The following is a 15,166-nucleotide window of genomic DNA, read 5'->3' as shown; positions in this document are numbered from 1 at the left end:
TGTAATGGTTTCAGCCGGGTGTCGGAGTTCTTCTCCGAACGCCTCGGCGCGACCGGCATCAACAAGCATTACCTCTTGGGCCACGACGCCGCCGCCGCAGTCCTGATCGACGGCCGCCTGGTCGCCGCCGTGGAGGAGGAACGCCTCAACCGGGAGAAGAAGACCACCGACTTCCCCGTCAACGCGATCGACTGGTGCCTCAAGGAGGCCGGGATCACGTTCGAAGACGTCGACCTCTTCGCGTTCCCCTGGAACTGGACTCCCCGGATCCTGGACGAGATCCGCGACGGCATCCGCACCTCGCCGCTGGCGGAGGACGCGAAGACGCGCCTCATGGGCGACATGGCCGACCTGTTCGACCAGGTCGTCAGCCACGAGGCGATGCTGGCGGACTTCGAGGCCCGTACGGGACACCGCCCCGACCCGGCCAAGGTCCGCTTCGTCCCGCACCACCTGGCGCACGCCACGACCGGCTACTACCTCGCCGGCATGAAGGACGCCGCTTTCCTCGTCAGCGACGGCCGCGCCGAGCGCTTCTCGACCCTGACGGGCGAGATCCGCGACGGCAGGATCACCGTCTTCGACGACAGCGTCACCGGCGCCCAGTACTCCATGGGCACCCTGTTCTCCTCCATCACCCGCTTCCTCGGCTTCGTCCCGAACAACGACGAGTACAAGGTGATGGGCCTGGCCGGATACGCCGAGCCGCCGACTCCGAACCCGTTCCTCGACGACCTGCTGAGGCTGCACGACGACGGGCGCTACTCCTTCACCAAGCCCCTCCAGACCGACAACCTGCACAGTCACGACGCCCTGTTCGAGGAGTACTTCGGGCCCTTCGAGGACACCCTCGAGTACACCTCCCGCGTTGCCGCGGCAGCGCAGCAGATGCTGAACGTGGCCACCGCCCACCAGGTCCGTCACCTGGAGAAGAGGACGGACCTCGACCGGCTGCTGTTCGAGGGCGGCGTCGCCCTCAACTGCCTCAACAACACCCCGCTGTTCGAGGGCTCCCGCTTCGAGGACATGCAGGTCAGCTTCGGTGCCTCCGACACCGGCATCACCATCGGCGCCGCGGCCCACGCCTGGCTCGACGACCCCGGCACCACCCCGTCGGACATCCTCGCCGCCTCCGCGCCCGTCACCCCCTACCTGGGTCCGGCCTACGACGAGGCCGCGATCGAGGAGGCCCTGGAGGGCTTCGCCGGCCGTGTCGTCGTCTCACGCCTGGACGACGACGAGGTCGTCGAGCAGGTGGCGAAGCTCCTGACGGAGAAGGTCGTCATCGGCTGGTTCGAAGGCCGCGTCGAGCACGGGCCGCGCGCCCTCGGACACCGCAGCATCCTCGCCAACCCGGGCTTCGACGACATCAAGGACATCATCAACACCCGCGTCAAGCACCGCGAGCCGTTCCGTCCGTTCGCCCCGCTCGTCCTCGAGGAGCAGGCGCCGGAGATCTTCGACATGGGGCGCAAGACCAGCTCCCCGCACATGACGTTCGTCTTCCCGGTGCGCGACGCCTACAAGGACCGCATCCCCGGCGCCGTACACGTGGACGGCACCTCCCGCATCCAGACCCTGACGGACGAGGGAACGCCGCGGCTCACGGCGCTGCTGCGGAGGTTCATCGAACTCACCGGCACCCCGTGCCTGATCAACACCTCGTTCAACGTCGCCGGCGAACCCATCGTCTGCAGCCCCGTCGACGCCCTGAACTGCTTCATGGGAACCGAGATCGACTACCTGGTCCTCGGAAACCACCTCATCGCCAAGAACGAGTCCTAGACCGAGCCCGAGAAGGAGCGCGCCATGCCGACCAAGATCCAGCGCAAGCACACCATGTACCACTCCACCATCATCGACGCCGACCCGGACACCGTGTGGGCGACCATCCGCGACGCCATGCAGATCCTGGAGATCGTGTCCCCCGGCGACCTGGACGTCCACCGGGACGTCAGCTGGGTGGAGGGCGGCTCGGTCGAGACCGTGCCGGCCCGCTACGACTTCAAGCTCACGCTCAGCGGCAAGGTCGTCCAGCAGGAGATCGCCGCCCGCGACGAGATCAACAAGACCCAGTCCTACCGTGCCGTCGCTCCCACCAGCGGAGTCGCCAGCTACGAGGCCACCATCCGGGTGTTCCCCATCACCAACGACCCGGCGCGCTGTTTCTTCGACTGGTCGCGGATCCTGGAGATCGCCGACGACGCCGACCTGAAGGTGGTCGAGGGCATCATCGACATCATGGAGAAGCAGACCGACTGCGTACGGGACCACTTCGCGCAGACCGCGAAGTGAGCGACGTGACGACACTCGTACTGCTGCGGCACGGCGAGACGCTGCTCACCCCGCAGCGCCGGCTCTCCGGCAGCGGAGGATCCAATCCGGGACTCTCACCCGCCGGACGCCGGCAGGCCGACGCGGTGGCGGACGCCCTCGCCCACCGCGGCGGCATCGAGGCGGTCGTCACGTCACCGATGCGGCGCTGCCAGGAGACCGCGCAGCCCGTGGCCGCGCGCCTCGGGCTGCGCGTCCAGGTCGACCCGGACCTGCGGGAGGCGGACTTCGGCGCCTGGGAGGGCCTCACCTTCGCCGAGGTCCGCGAACGCCACCCGGACGACCTGAGCGCGTGGTTCGCCTCGCCCGAGGCTCCCCCCTCGGGCGCAGGCGAGACCATGCACCAGGTCACCCGCCGGGTCGCCGCCGTACGGGACGGTCTCCTGGCCCGCTACGCCGGCGCCACGGTCCTGGTCGTCTCCCACGTCGTCCCGGTCAGAACCCTGATCCGCCTCGCCCTCCAGGCCCCGCCGCACACCCTGTTCCGCATGGAGGTCGCGGCGGCCTCCCTGTCGACGGTGACGTACACGGAGGACGGCACCGCGACGCTGCAGTCCCTCAACGACACGCACCACCTGAACTGAGCGCGCCGACGAGGAGCCGGCACCTGTCGGCGACCTGATCAGCCCGCCGGCCCTGCGACGCGCACGGCGCGCTCAGGGGACCGTGGCCGTGGCCGTGTCCCTCGGGGCGTCACTGCTCCACCGGTCGGGGCAGGGCCGTCAGCCTGGTGACGGGGGAGGCGAGGAGCGCGATCGCGACCGTGGCGGAGCCGACGGCCGCGAGGGTGAGTGCGGCGTCGCCGCCGAGCGCGCCGGTCAGGAAGCCGGCGGACAGGCCGCCGAGGGCACCGCCGCCGAACAGCAGCGTGCGGAAGGCGGCCGTCATGCGTCCCATCATCGAGGCAGGGGTGCTGGTCTGGCGGAGGCTGACGATGACGACGTTGGCGACGCCGAGGCCGAGGTAGGTGAGGAAGAAGGACGCGACGCACATCGCGATCACCACCGGCCTGGGCCCGGTGGCGGTGGCGATCAGGGCCGGTCCGAGCAGCAGGGCGGACTGGGCCACCAGGTAGACGCGGCCGAGCCGGAACCGCTTGATGACGGGTCCGGCGATCAGAGCGCCGATCAGGCCGCCCACCGAGGCGGTGGAGAAGACGCCGCCGAGGGCGGAGGGGGAGAGGTGCAGGTCGCGGGTGCCGTGGAGCAGGAACATCGTCCACACGGTGATCATGGAGAAGTTGCAGCAGAATCCGACGAGCGCGAGCGCCCGCAGGATCCTGTTCCTCATGACCCAGCCCAGGCCGTCCCGCAGTTCCCGCAGGACGTGCCGGCGCGCGTTGTTCTCCGGGCATGGCTCGGGCGTGCGGATGAGCAGCAGGGAGACCACGGACACCAGGTACGAGGCGGCGTCCACGATCAGCGCCACAGGTGCGGAGAGTGCCGACACCAGTAGGCCCGCGATTCCGGGACCTGCCACGTCGGCCGCGGAGGAGCTGACGCCCATCTTCGAGCTCGCCTCGACGTAGTGAGCGGGGTGGCGGACCACGGTGGGCACGTATGACATCCAGCTCACGTCGAACAGCACCGACGCGACGCCGACGGCGCACGCGATGACCGTCAGGGTGACCATGCCGAGGGCGTCCGCCCAGTAGAGGACGGGGACCAGGGCGAGCAGGACCATGCGGACGAGGTTGGCGGCGAGCATGACCCGGCGCCGGCGGACCCGGTCCACCCAGACCCCGAAGAGCAGGGCGAGGCCGAGGTACGGGGCGAGCTGGAGGAAGCGCAGCAGCCCCACCTGCTCGTCGCTCGCCCCGAACGCGCGGATGGCGGTCAGCGGCAGGGCGAGTGTCGTCACCTGGGTGCCGAGCAGGGACACGGTCTCGCCGAGCCAGAACGTGAGGAAGGCGCCGTTGCGCCAGAGGCTGCCCGGTGGTGCGGGGGCAGCCGGCTCCGGACCGGCCGCGGTCACGTGCGCCGACGCCATCAGCCGGCCCTCCCCGTGTCGGCGCGAAGTCCCTTCCCGTCGAGGAGTGGTTCTCCAGCAAAGAGAGAAGCGTTACTCTGATGTCTCATGTCTGACGGTAGCAGTACTGAGATGGTCGTGGCGATCCTCCGCACCGAGATCGCCCGCCTCGCGCCCGGCGACCGCCTGCCCAGCAGCCGGGAGTTGACGACCCGTCACGGAGTCAGTCCGGTGACGGTGTCGCGTGCCTTCGCCCAACTGGCAGCCGAGGGAGAGGTGGTCACCCGCCCCGGCAGCGGCACCTACGTCTCCCCGCGCCGCACCCACCCGGCGGCCGACACCCCGGACACCTCCTGGCAGGCGGTGGCCCTCGCCGGCCGCGAGTTCGATCCGGGCACGCAGGACGGCCCCCCGGATCCGCCACCCGCCGGGGTGATCGCCATGGCGGGCGGCTACCTGCACCCCTCGCTCCGCCCCGACCGGGCACTGAGCGCCGCTCTGGCCCGCGCCGCCCGCCGTCCCGACGCCTGGGACCGGGCGCCCGCCGCGGGCCTCGCACCGCTGCGCGCCATCTTCGCCCGGACGGCCGGCGGAGCCGTCGGCCCCGAGGACGTACTGGTCACGGGCGGCGGCCAGGGCTCGCTGTCCATGGTCTTCCGGGCCCTGGCCGCGCCCGGCAGCCCGGTCCTCGTGGAGTCGCCCACGTACCCGGGCGCGCTGGCCGCCGCCCGCGCGGCGGGACTGCGTCCGGTGCCCGTACCGATGGACGGCGACGGCATCCGCCCCGACCTGCTGGCCGACGCCTTCGCCGTGACCGGGGCCCGACTGCTGTACTGCCAGCCCACCTTCCACAACCCCACCGGCACCGTGCTGGCGCCCGAACGCAGGCGCCAGGTCGTCGACGTGGCCCGGGCCGCCGGGGCCTTCCTCGTCGAGGACGACTTCGCCCGCCACCTCGGCCACGGCGGACCCGTCCCGCGTGCCCTGGTCGCCGACGACCGCGACGGCACCGTGATACAGCTGACCTCGCTCACCAAGCCGGCCTCACCGAGCCTCCGTATCGCAGCGGTGATCGCCCGCGGACCCGTCATGCGCAGGCTCCAGGGCATGCGCCGGGTCGACGACTTCTTCATCGCCCGCCCCCTGCAGGAGGCGGCCGTGGAACTCGTCAGCACCCCCGCCTGGGACCGTCATCTGCGCGCTCTCTCCACACGGCTGCGAGAGCGCTGCGCCGTGCTCGCCGGAGCGCTGGCGCGCGAGCTGCCCGACTGGACGCCCGCCCGGATCCCCGAAGGCGGCCTGCACCTGTGGGTCCAGCTCCCGTCCGGCCTCGACGACGCGACCGTCGCGGAAGCGGCACGGGCCCACGGCGTGGCGGTCAACCCGGGCACCCCCTCCTTCCCGGCCGAGCCGCCGGGCGCCTTCCTCCGCCTCGGTTTCGCGGCGGCGGAAGACCCCGCCGACCTCACGGAGGGAGCCCGCCGCCTCGCCGACGCGGCACGCGCCTGCGCCACGGCATGAGGCCGGTGCGAGACGCTTGGGCGGGTCTGGACAACGGCCCAGACCCAGGTCGCCGACCTGGGCCTGCGTCCAGGAACGGATGAGGGGGATCGAACCCGCGCCGCCGGCGTCGGGCCGGGCCCGGTCATCGAGCCGTCACGTGCCCGACCTCCTTGGCGACCGTGCTGACACCGAACGCCTCACAGCCCCGCCGCCGTGGCGGCTCATGGATCTCGCAGCAGGGTGTGCAGCGGATGAGCGGCTGCGTGCGCGAGGGGACGCGACAGGTGCAGGGCCGTGTGGAAGTGGCCGTCGGTCTCCTTGCCGCGGGGGTCGTCGCCGGCCGCGGACACCGCGGCGATGGCGTAGCGCTGTTCGTCGGCGTCGGTGAAGCGCCTCTGCGGGTACGTGCGGGACGTGTCCTGCTGCGTGGTCAGGCCGAACTCGGCCAGGCCGTCCGAGATGTCCTTGTACGGAACGGTCCGCAGGACGAGGGCGGCCACCCAGGGTGGCTCCTGCCCGCCCCTCTCCTGCCTGCCCTTCAGGAGCGCCCGGAACGTGCGGGCGGTCAGGAAGGTCGCCCCGCCGGTCACCGTGATCAGGCGGGTGTCGCGAGTGGCCCGGTGCAGCGCCGGGCTGGGTGCCGCGGTCTCCAGGTTCTCGGCGAATCCCTCGTCGAGCAGGCCGACCGCGCGGGCGTAGGCGATGGCCGGCGCGGAGATGTCGAGGCCGATGACGGGTACGGCGTCGGCGCGGCGCCGTGCCGCGAAGTACCCGCGGTCCTCCTCGATCAGTTCGGCGGTCGTCAGCGTGGCGACCTGCGGTGAGGTGTAGTGGTCGTACAGCTCCCGAAGCGTCACGTGGTGGTTGAGCAGGGCCGCGTTGATGCCGTACGAGCAGCAGATGTCCAGCACCGTGGACTGCGGCGGGCCGCCCTGGCCGGCCCGGCGGCCTTGACCCTCGGGAAAGCCGGCGAAGGGCAGAAGGCGGCGGAAGAGACGCTGGGCGTGATGCGGTGCCTGATAGTCCAGCGGTCCCAGGGCCGCGAAGTACGGACGTGGGTCCGGCCGGCCGTAGATGTCGTCGAAGCGGGTCATCTGCGCGGGTGTACCTGATGCGTGAGGGTTCCGAGCCGTGGTCACCAGGACCTCCTTTGGGCGGTCAGGCAGGCATAGCGCATCGCGCCGTCGACAGGGAAGGGCGCCGCGGCCCCGGCCGCTCGGCTTCGGCCACATGAGGTCCGGTCCAGGCCCCCGGTGGCACGGATGGGGCACGGACGGGGCGCGGCTGGGGCACGGCCAAGGGGTTGCTTCTGACGCACCTTGTCGACGACTGCTTCACGCGGGACTTCGCACGCAACATCGGTGCCCTCGGCCACCGACGCCGGCAGTCGAGCCGGGGCAGGCGCCGGAGCCGAGGCCGGCTGACGCTCACGTCGATGTCCGTGAGCGCGGTGCCGGCGGTCGCCGGTTGCCCTGGGCCTTCTCGCCGGTCTTCGGGGCGGGGGCGCAGCCCCGACGCCCTCCGTCTCTGCGGACCCGGGTGGGCGGAGTCGTCTCAAGCCTTCTCGGTGGGCGCGCCGGATTCGGCGGCGCGGCGGTACTCGGCGTTGATGCGGCGGGCTTCTTCGAGCTGGTCTTCGAGGATGATGATGCGGCAGGCCGCCTCGATCGGAGTGCCCTGGTCGACGAGTTCGCGGGCGCGGGCGGCGATGCGGAGCTGGTAGCGGGAGTAGCGACGGTGGCCGCCCTCGGAGCGCAGCGGTGTGATCAGGCGGGCTTCCCCGATGGCACGGAGAAAGCCCTGGGTGGCGCCGATCATCTCGGCAGCTCTGCCCATGGTGTAGGCAGGGTAGTCGTCGTCGTCGAGACGGTCGTACGAGTCATCTGCTGTCATTTGCACCTCTCCGTGAAACGCATAGAGGGGCCCTGGTGCCAGTACTGGCACCAGGGCCCTGAAGGAACTACTACACCACCTGCCGGCCCTGATGAAGCGCCGGCCTTCTGTATCCGCCCACCCGGCCTGGTCGCTGCCGGGGGTGCGGGGATCGCGGTTGCCTGACCGAAGACCACCTCGCTATCGATGTCCTGCGGTACCCGGACGCGAGACTTCTGCCCGGGCGATCCTGATGGCGCCGCGTTCCTCCATTCATCCCTTGTTGATCGACTTCTTGCCCTGCGGATACTGCGTACTGCTCGGCGACCCGAGGGAGCGCCGCTGTTGCCATGCCCTGGTGCGCGCGTCCGCAGCCCGACGCCTTCACCGGGGTACTTCCCTACTGCTCTCGCGGGTATCGCTTCTGCCATGACCGCGATCCCGCTCATGGAGGCCCCTGATCACTGCGGGCCGCCCAGTCCGGCCGCCAGTTCCGTCACCGTCCTGCGAAAGCCCTGGCTTCGAAACTCCGCCGCCGCACTGTCCTGCTCACTGCGATTACGTGTACTGCTGCCGGCAGTTCATGTCTGCCAGGCCCGTTGTCTCTCTGGGTTACGAGAGAAAACATAGCTCGCCAATACGTCGATGTCTATCGCGGCCGCAGTAGATTTTCAGGTTCCTGGCGAGGGGACGGCCGGAGTCGGGTGGGAGTGCCCAGTGGTCTCCACGTCGCGGTGGCCCCTGCACTGGCGGCCCGCCCGTTCGTCTCACCCGGCAGGACGACCGGCGGACAGGGTGAGGTGACTCGTAGGATCGCTCGCATGTCGAAGATTGACGAGCTGCTTGTTGACGTTGCCAGGCTGGTCGAGTCCGGGCAGAGCAACCAGATGTCGCTGACCGTCGTCACCGGGGGCGCGGTCATCACGGGCCGGCTGGCTCCCGAGGCGGTGTGGCGGCAGCGGGTCTCGGAGGTCCTGGCGGACTCCGACCGCCTGGCCGAGTTCTCCGCCGTCTTCGCCGCCGGGGGCGGCCAGGAGCCGCCCACGCACCTGCACTTTCACATGGCCCGGATCCTGCAGGGCACGGTGGGGATCCCCGAGACGGGCGGAATGTACCGCGTCTCGATCGCGGACATCAGCGCCTGGACGATGGGCGACGTCACGTACTCCGATCACTGACCTCGCGCGGGCGACGGCGTCCGTCGATACGTGAAAGGGCCCGGCCGGCGGATACCGGTCGGGCCCTCTCGGCTGCCCGGGCGTCACCTCAGGATCGCCCGTGGATCACGGTCAGGCAGCCGGGGCACCAAGGCTCGCGGAGGCCTGCTGGAGGGGGTCGGGGCCGTGGGCGGGCGCGGTGCCCCGAGGGAGGCCGCGACAGGTGAAGCCGAGTTTGGTCATGGCGAGGACGACTTCACGGGCGGTGAAGTCGCGGCGGTCCTGACGGGTGATGATCTGGCCGACCTGCTTGACGGGATAGGTACGGCGACCGATGGTCACGGACTCGCCGGTGATCTCCTCGGGTTTGACGCCGTTCATGGAGTCCAGGACGCCGCTCTTGGTCAGCTCGAAGGGGAAGCGTGCGATGACACAGCGCATGATGCCTCACAGGGAGAGGAAAGGGATGGTCCGCCGTAGGGAGCGGTTCATGCGGGGACGAGGGCCGGCGCGGGGGTGTCCGGGGTGTCGTCCTGTTCGGCTGCGACGGCCGAGGTGGGGCTCCGCGGGGACGCAGGGGCCCGACGGGGCGTCACAGGCGTCGCCGAGGTGAACGGCTGCTGTCGTCGGAGAGGTCGCGCAGCTGCAGCCGGTCGCTGTAGGCGGGGCTGTCGCGGACGGTGGTGAGCTGGGTCCGGGTGACAAGGCCCGTGCGCTGACCGTCGTTGTCGCAGACCAGCAGGTGCCCGGTGCGGGCCCCCGCCATGACGGCCAGGGCCACCTCCACGGTCATGTCGTCGCAGACCTGCGGTCCGGCGGTGTCCATGGTGTCGGCGCCCGTCGGGTGCGTGGGGTCGGGGTGTGTCGGGCGGGGCTGCGTCTGCACCAGTGTCACGATGTGCCTCCTGAGGAGTTGGGTCGGCTTCCGGATGGCGCCGTGCTCAGGCCGCCGTGCCGGCGGAACGCCGCGTGCCGGAGCGCCACGCCGTCGCGGCGGGAGCGCCTCGACCGCGAGAAGCCGTGCCGCGTTCGCGCCGCTGCTCGGTGGGTGGCGCGGTGATCGTCACCGGAATGCCCAAGGGGTTCTGCGCGCCGGTGATCCGGACCAGCGCATCGTCGCCGGAGCGGACCTGGGCGGTCTCGGGCACGATGCCGGCGGCCGTCATGAGGCGCGTCATGTCGCGGCGCTGGTCGCCGGTCACCAAGGTGACGACACTGCCCGAAGCGCCGGCTCGTGCGGTACGGCCGCTGCGCTGGAGACAGTCCTTGTGGCCGGCCGGCGGGTCCACGTCGACGACGAGGCCGAGCCGGTCCACAGGGATCCCGCGGGCCGCGACGTTCGTGGCGGCGACGACTCCGGCGCCGTTGCGCGGCGCGCCGGCCTGCCGACGGATCGGCACTCCCCCGACGACGGTGGCCGGGCGCGGCTCCACCGCGCGGGCGCAGGGGGTGAGGGCGTCCGTGACCTGCGGGGCGAGTTCCCGGGTCGGGCCCGGTACCAGGGCCACCGGCCGGCGGGGCTCGGCGAGGAGACGCCGGTCCAGAGCCGGATCGTACGCAGTGGCGCCCTTGCTGCGGGTTCGGGAGGTACGGCCGTCCGTTCGTGTGGGGTTCATTCAGAACTTTCCTTGACACGGGGCTCAGCGAGAATTCCGGCAGCGAATGAATGGTGTCGGAAATCGCCGGAACGGCCGAATGGAGAGGGAGAAATCAGGCGACCGTGGATCCGGGGCGGACGGGTCGATATGTTGGGCGGGCGAGGGCGGCGGCCTTTGGTGCAGGCGCACGGACAGGGCTCTGTGAATGCATGCAGCTGGGGCCCGCACCCCGAAGGATGCGGGCCCCAGCTACGTATTGCGCGTCAGTGTCAGGCGGGAACGATGTTCTCGGCCGTCGGGCCCTTCTGGCCCTGCGCGATGTCGAAGGAGACCTTCTGCCCCTCCTGGAGCTCACGGAAGCCCTGGGTGGCGATGTTCGAGTAGTGGGCGAACACGTCGGGGCCGCCACCGTCCTGCTCGATGAAGCCGAATCCCTTTTCCGCGTTGAACCACTTCACGCTGCCAGTAGCCATGTCATATCTCCTTTGGGCAGTGCAGCGGAGTCCGCACCTTACGGACTCCGTGTCGCCGCGATGATTCCCTGCCCGGAAAATGACCGGAATGCAAGACGCTTCCGTGCGGCATGTGGCCGGCGGGGCGTTCGAAGTATCGGGTACCAAAACTGCAACTGATTCGACAGTAGCATGCCGATGCCGCCTGTGCGCGCTCCGAATTCGCCCCCGCGCGACGCCGGAAGAAACTCTTTCGGTGGCGCCGGCGAGAATCTACATCGGCGATGGTAAGTATTGGCATCGGCGATGGTAAGTATTGGCTCGTTCCGAATTTGGTGCGGGCCCGCGAGCCGACTCGGGCCCGTACCGCGAGCGCGGGGCCACGGGTCCCGCCCTGGAGGGCACGGACGGGGCACCTACCGGCTCCCACCCGGCGGTCCGGTGCGGCTGGACGGGTGTAGTTCGGCACCCGACTCCGGCGCCGGTCCGCCGGAGCGCCGCTCGGCCGGATTACATGAGCCTGCGTCTCGGCGCGGGGCGTGCCGGTGCCCTTCGCGGCCCCGGACCCGACGACTGGAAGAGCACCATGGCAGAGCGCCACCCTCGCAACCGCACCGGCCGCAGTCCGCTACGTCGCGGGCTCGCCGCCGCCGTGCTCGCGGTCGGCATGCTGACGGCTTCGACGGCACCCGGATACGGCACCGGCCCGACCGCACCGGCACCCGGCCCCCAGTTCACGCCGTTGACGGCGGCCGTGATGACCGAACCGGCGCCGTTCCGCGCCACGGACGGCAAGACGCACCTCTCGTACGAACTGCTCACCACGAACGCGCTGCCCAGCAGCGCACGGGTGCGGCTGGACCGGGTCGAGGTCCGGGACGCCCGCACGCACCGGGTGGTGGGCTCGCTGAGCGGGCAGGCGCTGGCCGATGCCGCCAACCCGGTGGGCGACCCCCTGCCGGGCGCGGACGGGTACACCCCGGCGCCGCCGGGGCCGACGCCGACCGTGATCCCGGGCTCCCAGCAGTGGGTGGTCTGGCTCGACCTGGCCCTCGACCAGGGGCAGCGGGTGCCCAAGGTCCTCGAACACCACCTCTCGGGCGCCGTCCTCACCGCCTCCGGCTCCTCCCCGTTCGAGGAGACGGTCCAGATCACCCCGACCGACCGCACCGCTCCGCTGGACCTGGACGCGCCGGTCCGTCCCGGCACCTGGTACTCCAGCGAGTCGTGCTGCGGCAACACCCACCACCGGCGCGGCCTCGGTCCGATCAACGGCCGCTTCTACGTGCCGCAGCGCTTCGCGATCGACTGGTACAAGGTCGGCGAGCAGGGACAGACCTGGGAGGGCGACCCCGCGCGGCTCACCAGCTACCTGAGCTACCGGCAGCCCGTCGTGGCGGCGGCCGGCGGCAGGGTGGTGGAGGTCCAGGACGGGATCCCGGACAACACGCCGCCCGTCACGCCGCCGGTCCCGCCCATCGAGGAGACCGTCGGCAACCACGTCACCGTGGAGGTCGCGCCGGGCCGCTATCTGCTCTACGCCCACCTGAAGCCCGGCTCGCTCAGGGTCCGGGAAGGCGACTGCGTCGACCCCGGCCGGGTTCTCGGGCTGATCGGCAACAGCGGCAACTCGACCACGCCGCACCTGCACTTCCAGGTGATGACCACGCCCGAGTTCTTCCCGACCGACAGCCCGCCGTTCACCTTCCGGGAGTTCCGCGTCGTCGGACAGGTCGAACCCCGTTTCTGGGACGACAACCTGGGCCTGCAGCCCACCGGCGTCCTCCCGATCACGCCCTCGCCGTACGACGGCCCCCACCGCGCGCGGTACCCGCTCGACCGCGAGGTGCTGGAATTCTGACCCGGTTCCGGTGACAGCCCGGACGACGACGAAGCCCAGGTCTCTGACATAACCGGCATCGGGGCGTCGGGGTCGTCCGGGGTGGGTTCCTGGCCGTCGCGACGTACCGGCGGTCCCGCCGGCAGGGCAGGGGTCAGGGCTGGTCGAGGTCGCCGGCGGTGGGGGAGAGGGCCCAGTCGAGGGCGAGGTCGGCGACGGCTTCCCAGCCGGGTTCGCCGCAGGTGTAGTGGCTGCGGCCGTCGAAGAGCTTGTAGGCGGTGATCGCCTTCGAGCGCTTGGCGTTCTTCTCGTAGTTCTCGCGCTGCACGGAGGGCGGCAGGATGTTGTCGTTGCCGCCGGAGATGAACAGCAGCGGGGCGCGGTCGTCGTTGGCGAAGTCGTAGGTCGTCGCCGCGCCCGGGGTGAAGTTGGCGAATCCGCCCTGGAAGAGGATGCGGCCCGAGACGGGGACGGAGTAGCGGTCGTAGACGGCCTTCGACTCCTCCTCGGTGAGGTTGTTCGTGAAGGCGTAGTGGAACTCCTTCTCGGTGATCGGTACCGCGCGGCTCTTGTTGGCCGGGTTCTTCAGGACGGGGAAGGTCGCCTTGATCTCGCTGAACGGGAGGGACTTGATCCCCTTCACGGCCGCGCCGTCGATGGATACGCCCGCCGAGCCGTACCCGGCGTCCAGGAGGAGCTGGACGAAGGCACCGCCGAACGAGTGCCCCATGATGACCGGCTTCGTGTCGAGCCCGCCGATGACGTGCTTGAGGTGGTCGAACACCTCGGTCACGCCCAGGCCGGCCAGGGGGGAGGGGTCGTCGCGCAGGGCCTGGACTCCGGCGGTGCCGGGCTGGATGCCGGGGTAGCCGGGAGTGATCACCTTGAGCCCGCGCTGTTCGTAGCGGGTGACCCAGTTCTCCCACGACAGTGGGGTCATCCAGAGGCCGTGGATGAGGACGACGGTGTCCGTGGCCGTTTCTCGCTCCATGAGTCTCACCCTGATCTCTCCGGCCGAGGGGCTGGGCCCGCTGCCTGCCGGCTCGTCTTCCCGCCGGGCGATCCGGCGCCGCGGCTCGTCGGCCTTGCGCCGACACGGAAGACGCTATTCCGGCGGTCAGTGGAGCGGAATGATCGACTCGCTTCCTTTCTTTGCCCAAACGCTCGGCCGGACCTATTCCGGCGCTTTTCGGGTGGCGCGCCAGTCGCGGGGGGCGGAGCCGTACTCGCGGGCGAAGGCCCGGGAGAACGCCGCCTCCGACTCGTATCCCAGGGCCTTGCCGATCGCTCCCACCGGTTCGGTGGTGGTGGCGATCCGGTCGGCCGCGCGGGCCAGGCGGAGCCGGGCGAGGTAGCGGGCGGGAGGGTCTCCGGCCAGGCGGGTGAAGCGGGCCGCGAACGCGGCCCGGGACAGCGAGGCGAGCCCGGCCAGCTCCTCCACCGTCCAGGGCTGCTCGGGATGGCGGTGGATGGCCCACAGGGCGGGCCCGAGGGACCGGTCGAGCGCCGCGGTCAGCCACCCAGGGCTGCCGCCGGCCCCGTCGGCGTCGGACCAGGCCCGCAACGCCTTGATGAACAGCAGGTCAAGGAGTCTGGACGCCATCGCCCGCGACCCGGCGCTCGGGTCGGCGATCTCGGCCGCAAGGAGACCGGCGCTGAGCGGCAGCCACTCCAGACCGGGTTCGGCGCCGCGCAGCACGATGACGTCGGGCAGCGACGCGAGGAGCGGGGAGGCCGCACTCTCCTCGACAAGAAACCGGCCGCTCATCCAGGAGGCGTCCCCCTCCACCGCCCTCAGCCGGTGCGTGGCGCCGGTCGCCAGCAACGCCATGTCCCCCCGCCCGAGCCGTAGTCGGGCCCCCTCGGCGACGACGAGATCGACCGGCCCCTCCTCGACGAGGTGCAGCGCCCGCTCTCCCTGCGTGTGCCGGACGTCGGTCCCGCCGCTCGCCCGGACCGAGGTCAGCGCCTCGCCGCGCAGGTGGATCATGTCGAGTACGTCGGACAGCGCGTCGACGGACGCGTCGAGCGGGGCGGCCTGCGGCCCGACCGGATCACTCATGCTCTGGTGGCCTCACCTGTCGTGTAGTGCTCCCGGTTCTTCTATCAGCGACTCGTGCGCCACGGGGCTGATCGAAAGCAGAGCCGCGCCACCCGAAAGGCAGTGCCAGACGGTGCGCCGCGTGCCCTCTGGGCAACGACGAAAGCCCCAGGTCTCTGACCTGGGGCTTTGCTATGGAGCGGATGACGGGAATCGAACCCGCGCTATAAGCTTGGGAAGCACCCGGCACTTGAGCGCTCGGATGGTCTCTGACCTGCGCGAACGCCCGTCCGGGGTTCCAATTTGGTTGCTCTGTCCGTCCCCTTGTTGACCGCTGTTCACCGCCCCTACTGGCACGTTGTGGCACAGCCTTCAGAACAGCGCCACGGGAGGCATCGGCT

General features: G+C 70.8%; 13 protein-coding genes and 2 pseudogenes. 6 read left to right on the top strand and 9 right to left on the bottom strand.

Features of this window, described 5'->3' with window-relative positions; all coding sequences use genetic code 11:
• The first annotated feature begins 18 nt into the window (after positions 1 to 18).
• From ACIRSU_RS20620 to ACIRSU_RS20610, 3 genes are read left to right on the top strand one after another with little or no spacing between them, the layout of a single operon-like run.
• The gene (locus tag ACIRSU_RS20620; RefSeq protein ID WP_403794046.1) at positions 19 to 1,785 is read left to right on the top strand and encodes a carbamoyltransferase; all 1,767 of its coding nucleotides are present in this window, start codon (positions 19 to 21) and stop codon (positions 1,783 to 1,785) included.
• Positions 1,786 to 1,809: 24 nt separating this feature from the next.
• Positions 1,810 to 2,295 (top strand): SRPBCC family protein, encoded by a 486-nt coding sequence (locus tag ACIRSU_RS20615; protein WP_403794044.1) that lies wholly within the window; start codon positions 1,810 to 1,812, stop codon positions 2,293 to 2,295.
• Positions 2,296 to 2,300: 5 nt separating this feature from the next.
• The gene (locus tag ACIRSU_RS20610) at positions 2,301 to 2,918 is read left to right on the top strand and encodes a histidine phosphatase family protein (protein ID WP_403794042.1); all 618 of its coding nucleotides are present in this window, start codon (positions 2,301 to 2,303) and stop codon (positions 2,916 to 2,918) included.
• A 109-nt stretch (positions 2,919 to 3,027) separates the two neighbouring features.
• Here the strand turns inward: ACIRSU_RS20610 and ACIRSU_RS20605 are convergent, their stop codons facing one another.
• Positions 3,028 to 4,323, bottom strand: a complete 1,296-nt coding sequence (locus tag ACIRSU_RS20605) for an MFS transporter (protein WP_403794041.1) — start codon at positions 4,321 to 4,323, stop codon at positions 3,028 to 3,030.
• Positions 4,324 to 4,410: 87 nt separating this feature from the next.
• Between ACIRSU_RS20605 and ACIRSU_RS20600 the strand changes: the two genes are divergently transcribed.
• Positions 4,411 to 5,823, top strand: coding sequence for a PLP-dependent aminotransferase family protein (locus ACIRSU_RS20600; protein WP_403794039.1), 1,413 nt, complete (start codon positions 4,411 to 4,413; stop codon positions 5,821 to 5,823).
• A gap of 203 nt (positions 5,824 to 6,026) precedes the next feature.
• Here the strand turns inward: ACIRSU_RS20600 and ACIRSU_RS20595 are convergent, their stop codons facing one another.
• Complete coding sequence (locus ACIRSU_RS20595) at positions 6,027 to 6,899, bottom strand: hypothetical protein (RefSeq protein WP_403794037.1); 873 nt, start codon at positions 6,897 to 6,899, stop codon at positions 6,027 to 6,029.
• 460 nt (positions 6,900 to 7,359) lie between these two features.
• Entirely contained in the window at positions 7,360 to 7,698 is a 339-nt protein-coding gene (locus ACIRSU_RS20590; RefSeq protein WP_403794035.1) for a MerR family transcriptional regulator, read from the bottom strand.
• A gap of 800 nt (positions 7,699 to 8,498) precedes the next feature.
• Here ACIRSU_RS20590 and ACIRSU_RS20585 point away from each other — a divergent pair.
• The gene (locus tag ACIRSU_RS20585) at positions 8,499 to 8,855 is read left to right on the top strand and encodes a hypothetical protein (protein ID WP_403794033.1); all 357 of its coding nucleotides are present in this window, start codon (positions 8,499 to 8,501) and stop codon (positions 8,853 to 8,855) included.
• 111 nt (positions 8,856 to 8,966) lie between these two features.
• Here ACIRSU_RS20585 and ACIRSU_RS20580 read toward each other — a convergent pair whose 3' ends face one another.
• The 4 genes and pseudogenes from ACIRSU_RS20580 to ACIRSU_RS20565 all read right to left on the bottom strand — a co-directional run bounded on the left by ACIRSU_RS20580 (position 8,967) and on the right by ACIRSU_RS20565 (position 10,905).
• Positions 8,967 to 9,275, bottom strand: a complete 309-nt coding sequence (locus tag ACIRSU_RS20580) for an SCO5918 family protein (RefSeq protein ID WP_403794031.1) — start codon at positions 9,273 to 9,275, stop codon at positions 8,967 to 8,969.
• 47 nt (positions 9,276 to 9,322) lie between these two features.
• Positions 9,323 to 9,729 (bottom strand): annotated as a pseudogene (locus tag ACIRSU_RS20575) (CBS domain-containing protein).
• A 46-nt stretch (positions 9,730 to 9,775) separates the two neighbouring features.
• Positions 9,776 to 10,417: pseudogene (locus ACIRSU_RS20570) on the bottom strand (helicase-related protein); the annotation flags it as partial.
• A 284-nt stretch (positions 10,418 to 10,701) separates the two neighbouring features.
• Positions 10,702 to 10,905, bottom strand: coding sequence for a cold-shock protein (locus ACIRSU_RS20565; protein ID WP_403794029.1), 204 nt, complete (start codon positions 10,903 to 10,905; stop codon positions 10,702 to 10,704).
• Positions 10,906 to 11,470: 565 nt separating this feature from the next.
• Here ACIRSU_RS20565 and ACIRSU_RS20560 point away from each other — a divergent pair.
• Positions 11,471 to 12,745 (top strand): M23 family metallopeptidase, encoded by a 1,275-nt coding sequence (locus tag ACIRSU_RS20560; RefSeq protein WP_403794028.1) that lies wholly within the window; start codon positions 11,471 to 11,473, stop codon positions 12,743 to 12,745.
• Between the two features lie 133 nt (positions 12,746 to 12,878).
• On the opposite strand, the gene ACIRSU_RS20555 is transcribed toward ACIRSU_RS20560, so the two are convergent.
• On the bottom strand, positions 12,879 to 13,715 hold the full coding sequence (locus tag ACIRSU_RS20555; RefSeq protein WP_403794027.1) for an alpha/beta hydrolase: 837 nt from the start codon (positions 13,713 to 13,715) through the stop codon (positions 12,879 to 12,881).
• A gap of 183 nt (positions 13,716 to 13,898) precedes the next feature.
• Positions 13,899 to 14,786: a cupin domain-containing protein gene (locus tag ACIRSU_RS20550; RefSeq protein WP_403794026.1), complete on the bottom strand. Its 888-nt coding sequence runs from the start codon at positions 14,784 to 14,786 to the stop codon at positions 13,899 to 13,901.
• Positions 14,787 to 15,166: the final 380 nt, after the last annotated feature.

The sequence above is a fragment of the Streptomyces sp. NPDC101160 genome (assembly GCF_044768205.1).
In the GTDB taxonomy this organism is placed as follows: Bacteria; Actinomycetota; Actinomycetes; order Streptomycetales; family Streptomycetaceae; genus Streptomyces.
The sequence above is the reverse complement of the archived record's forward strand: the minus strand, read 5'-3'. Positions and strand labels throughout refer to the sequence as shown.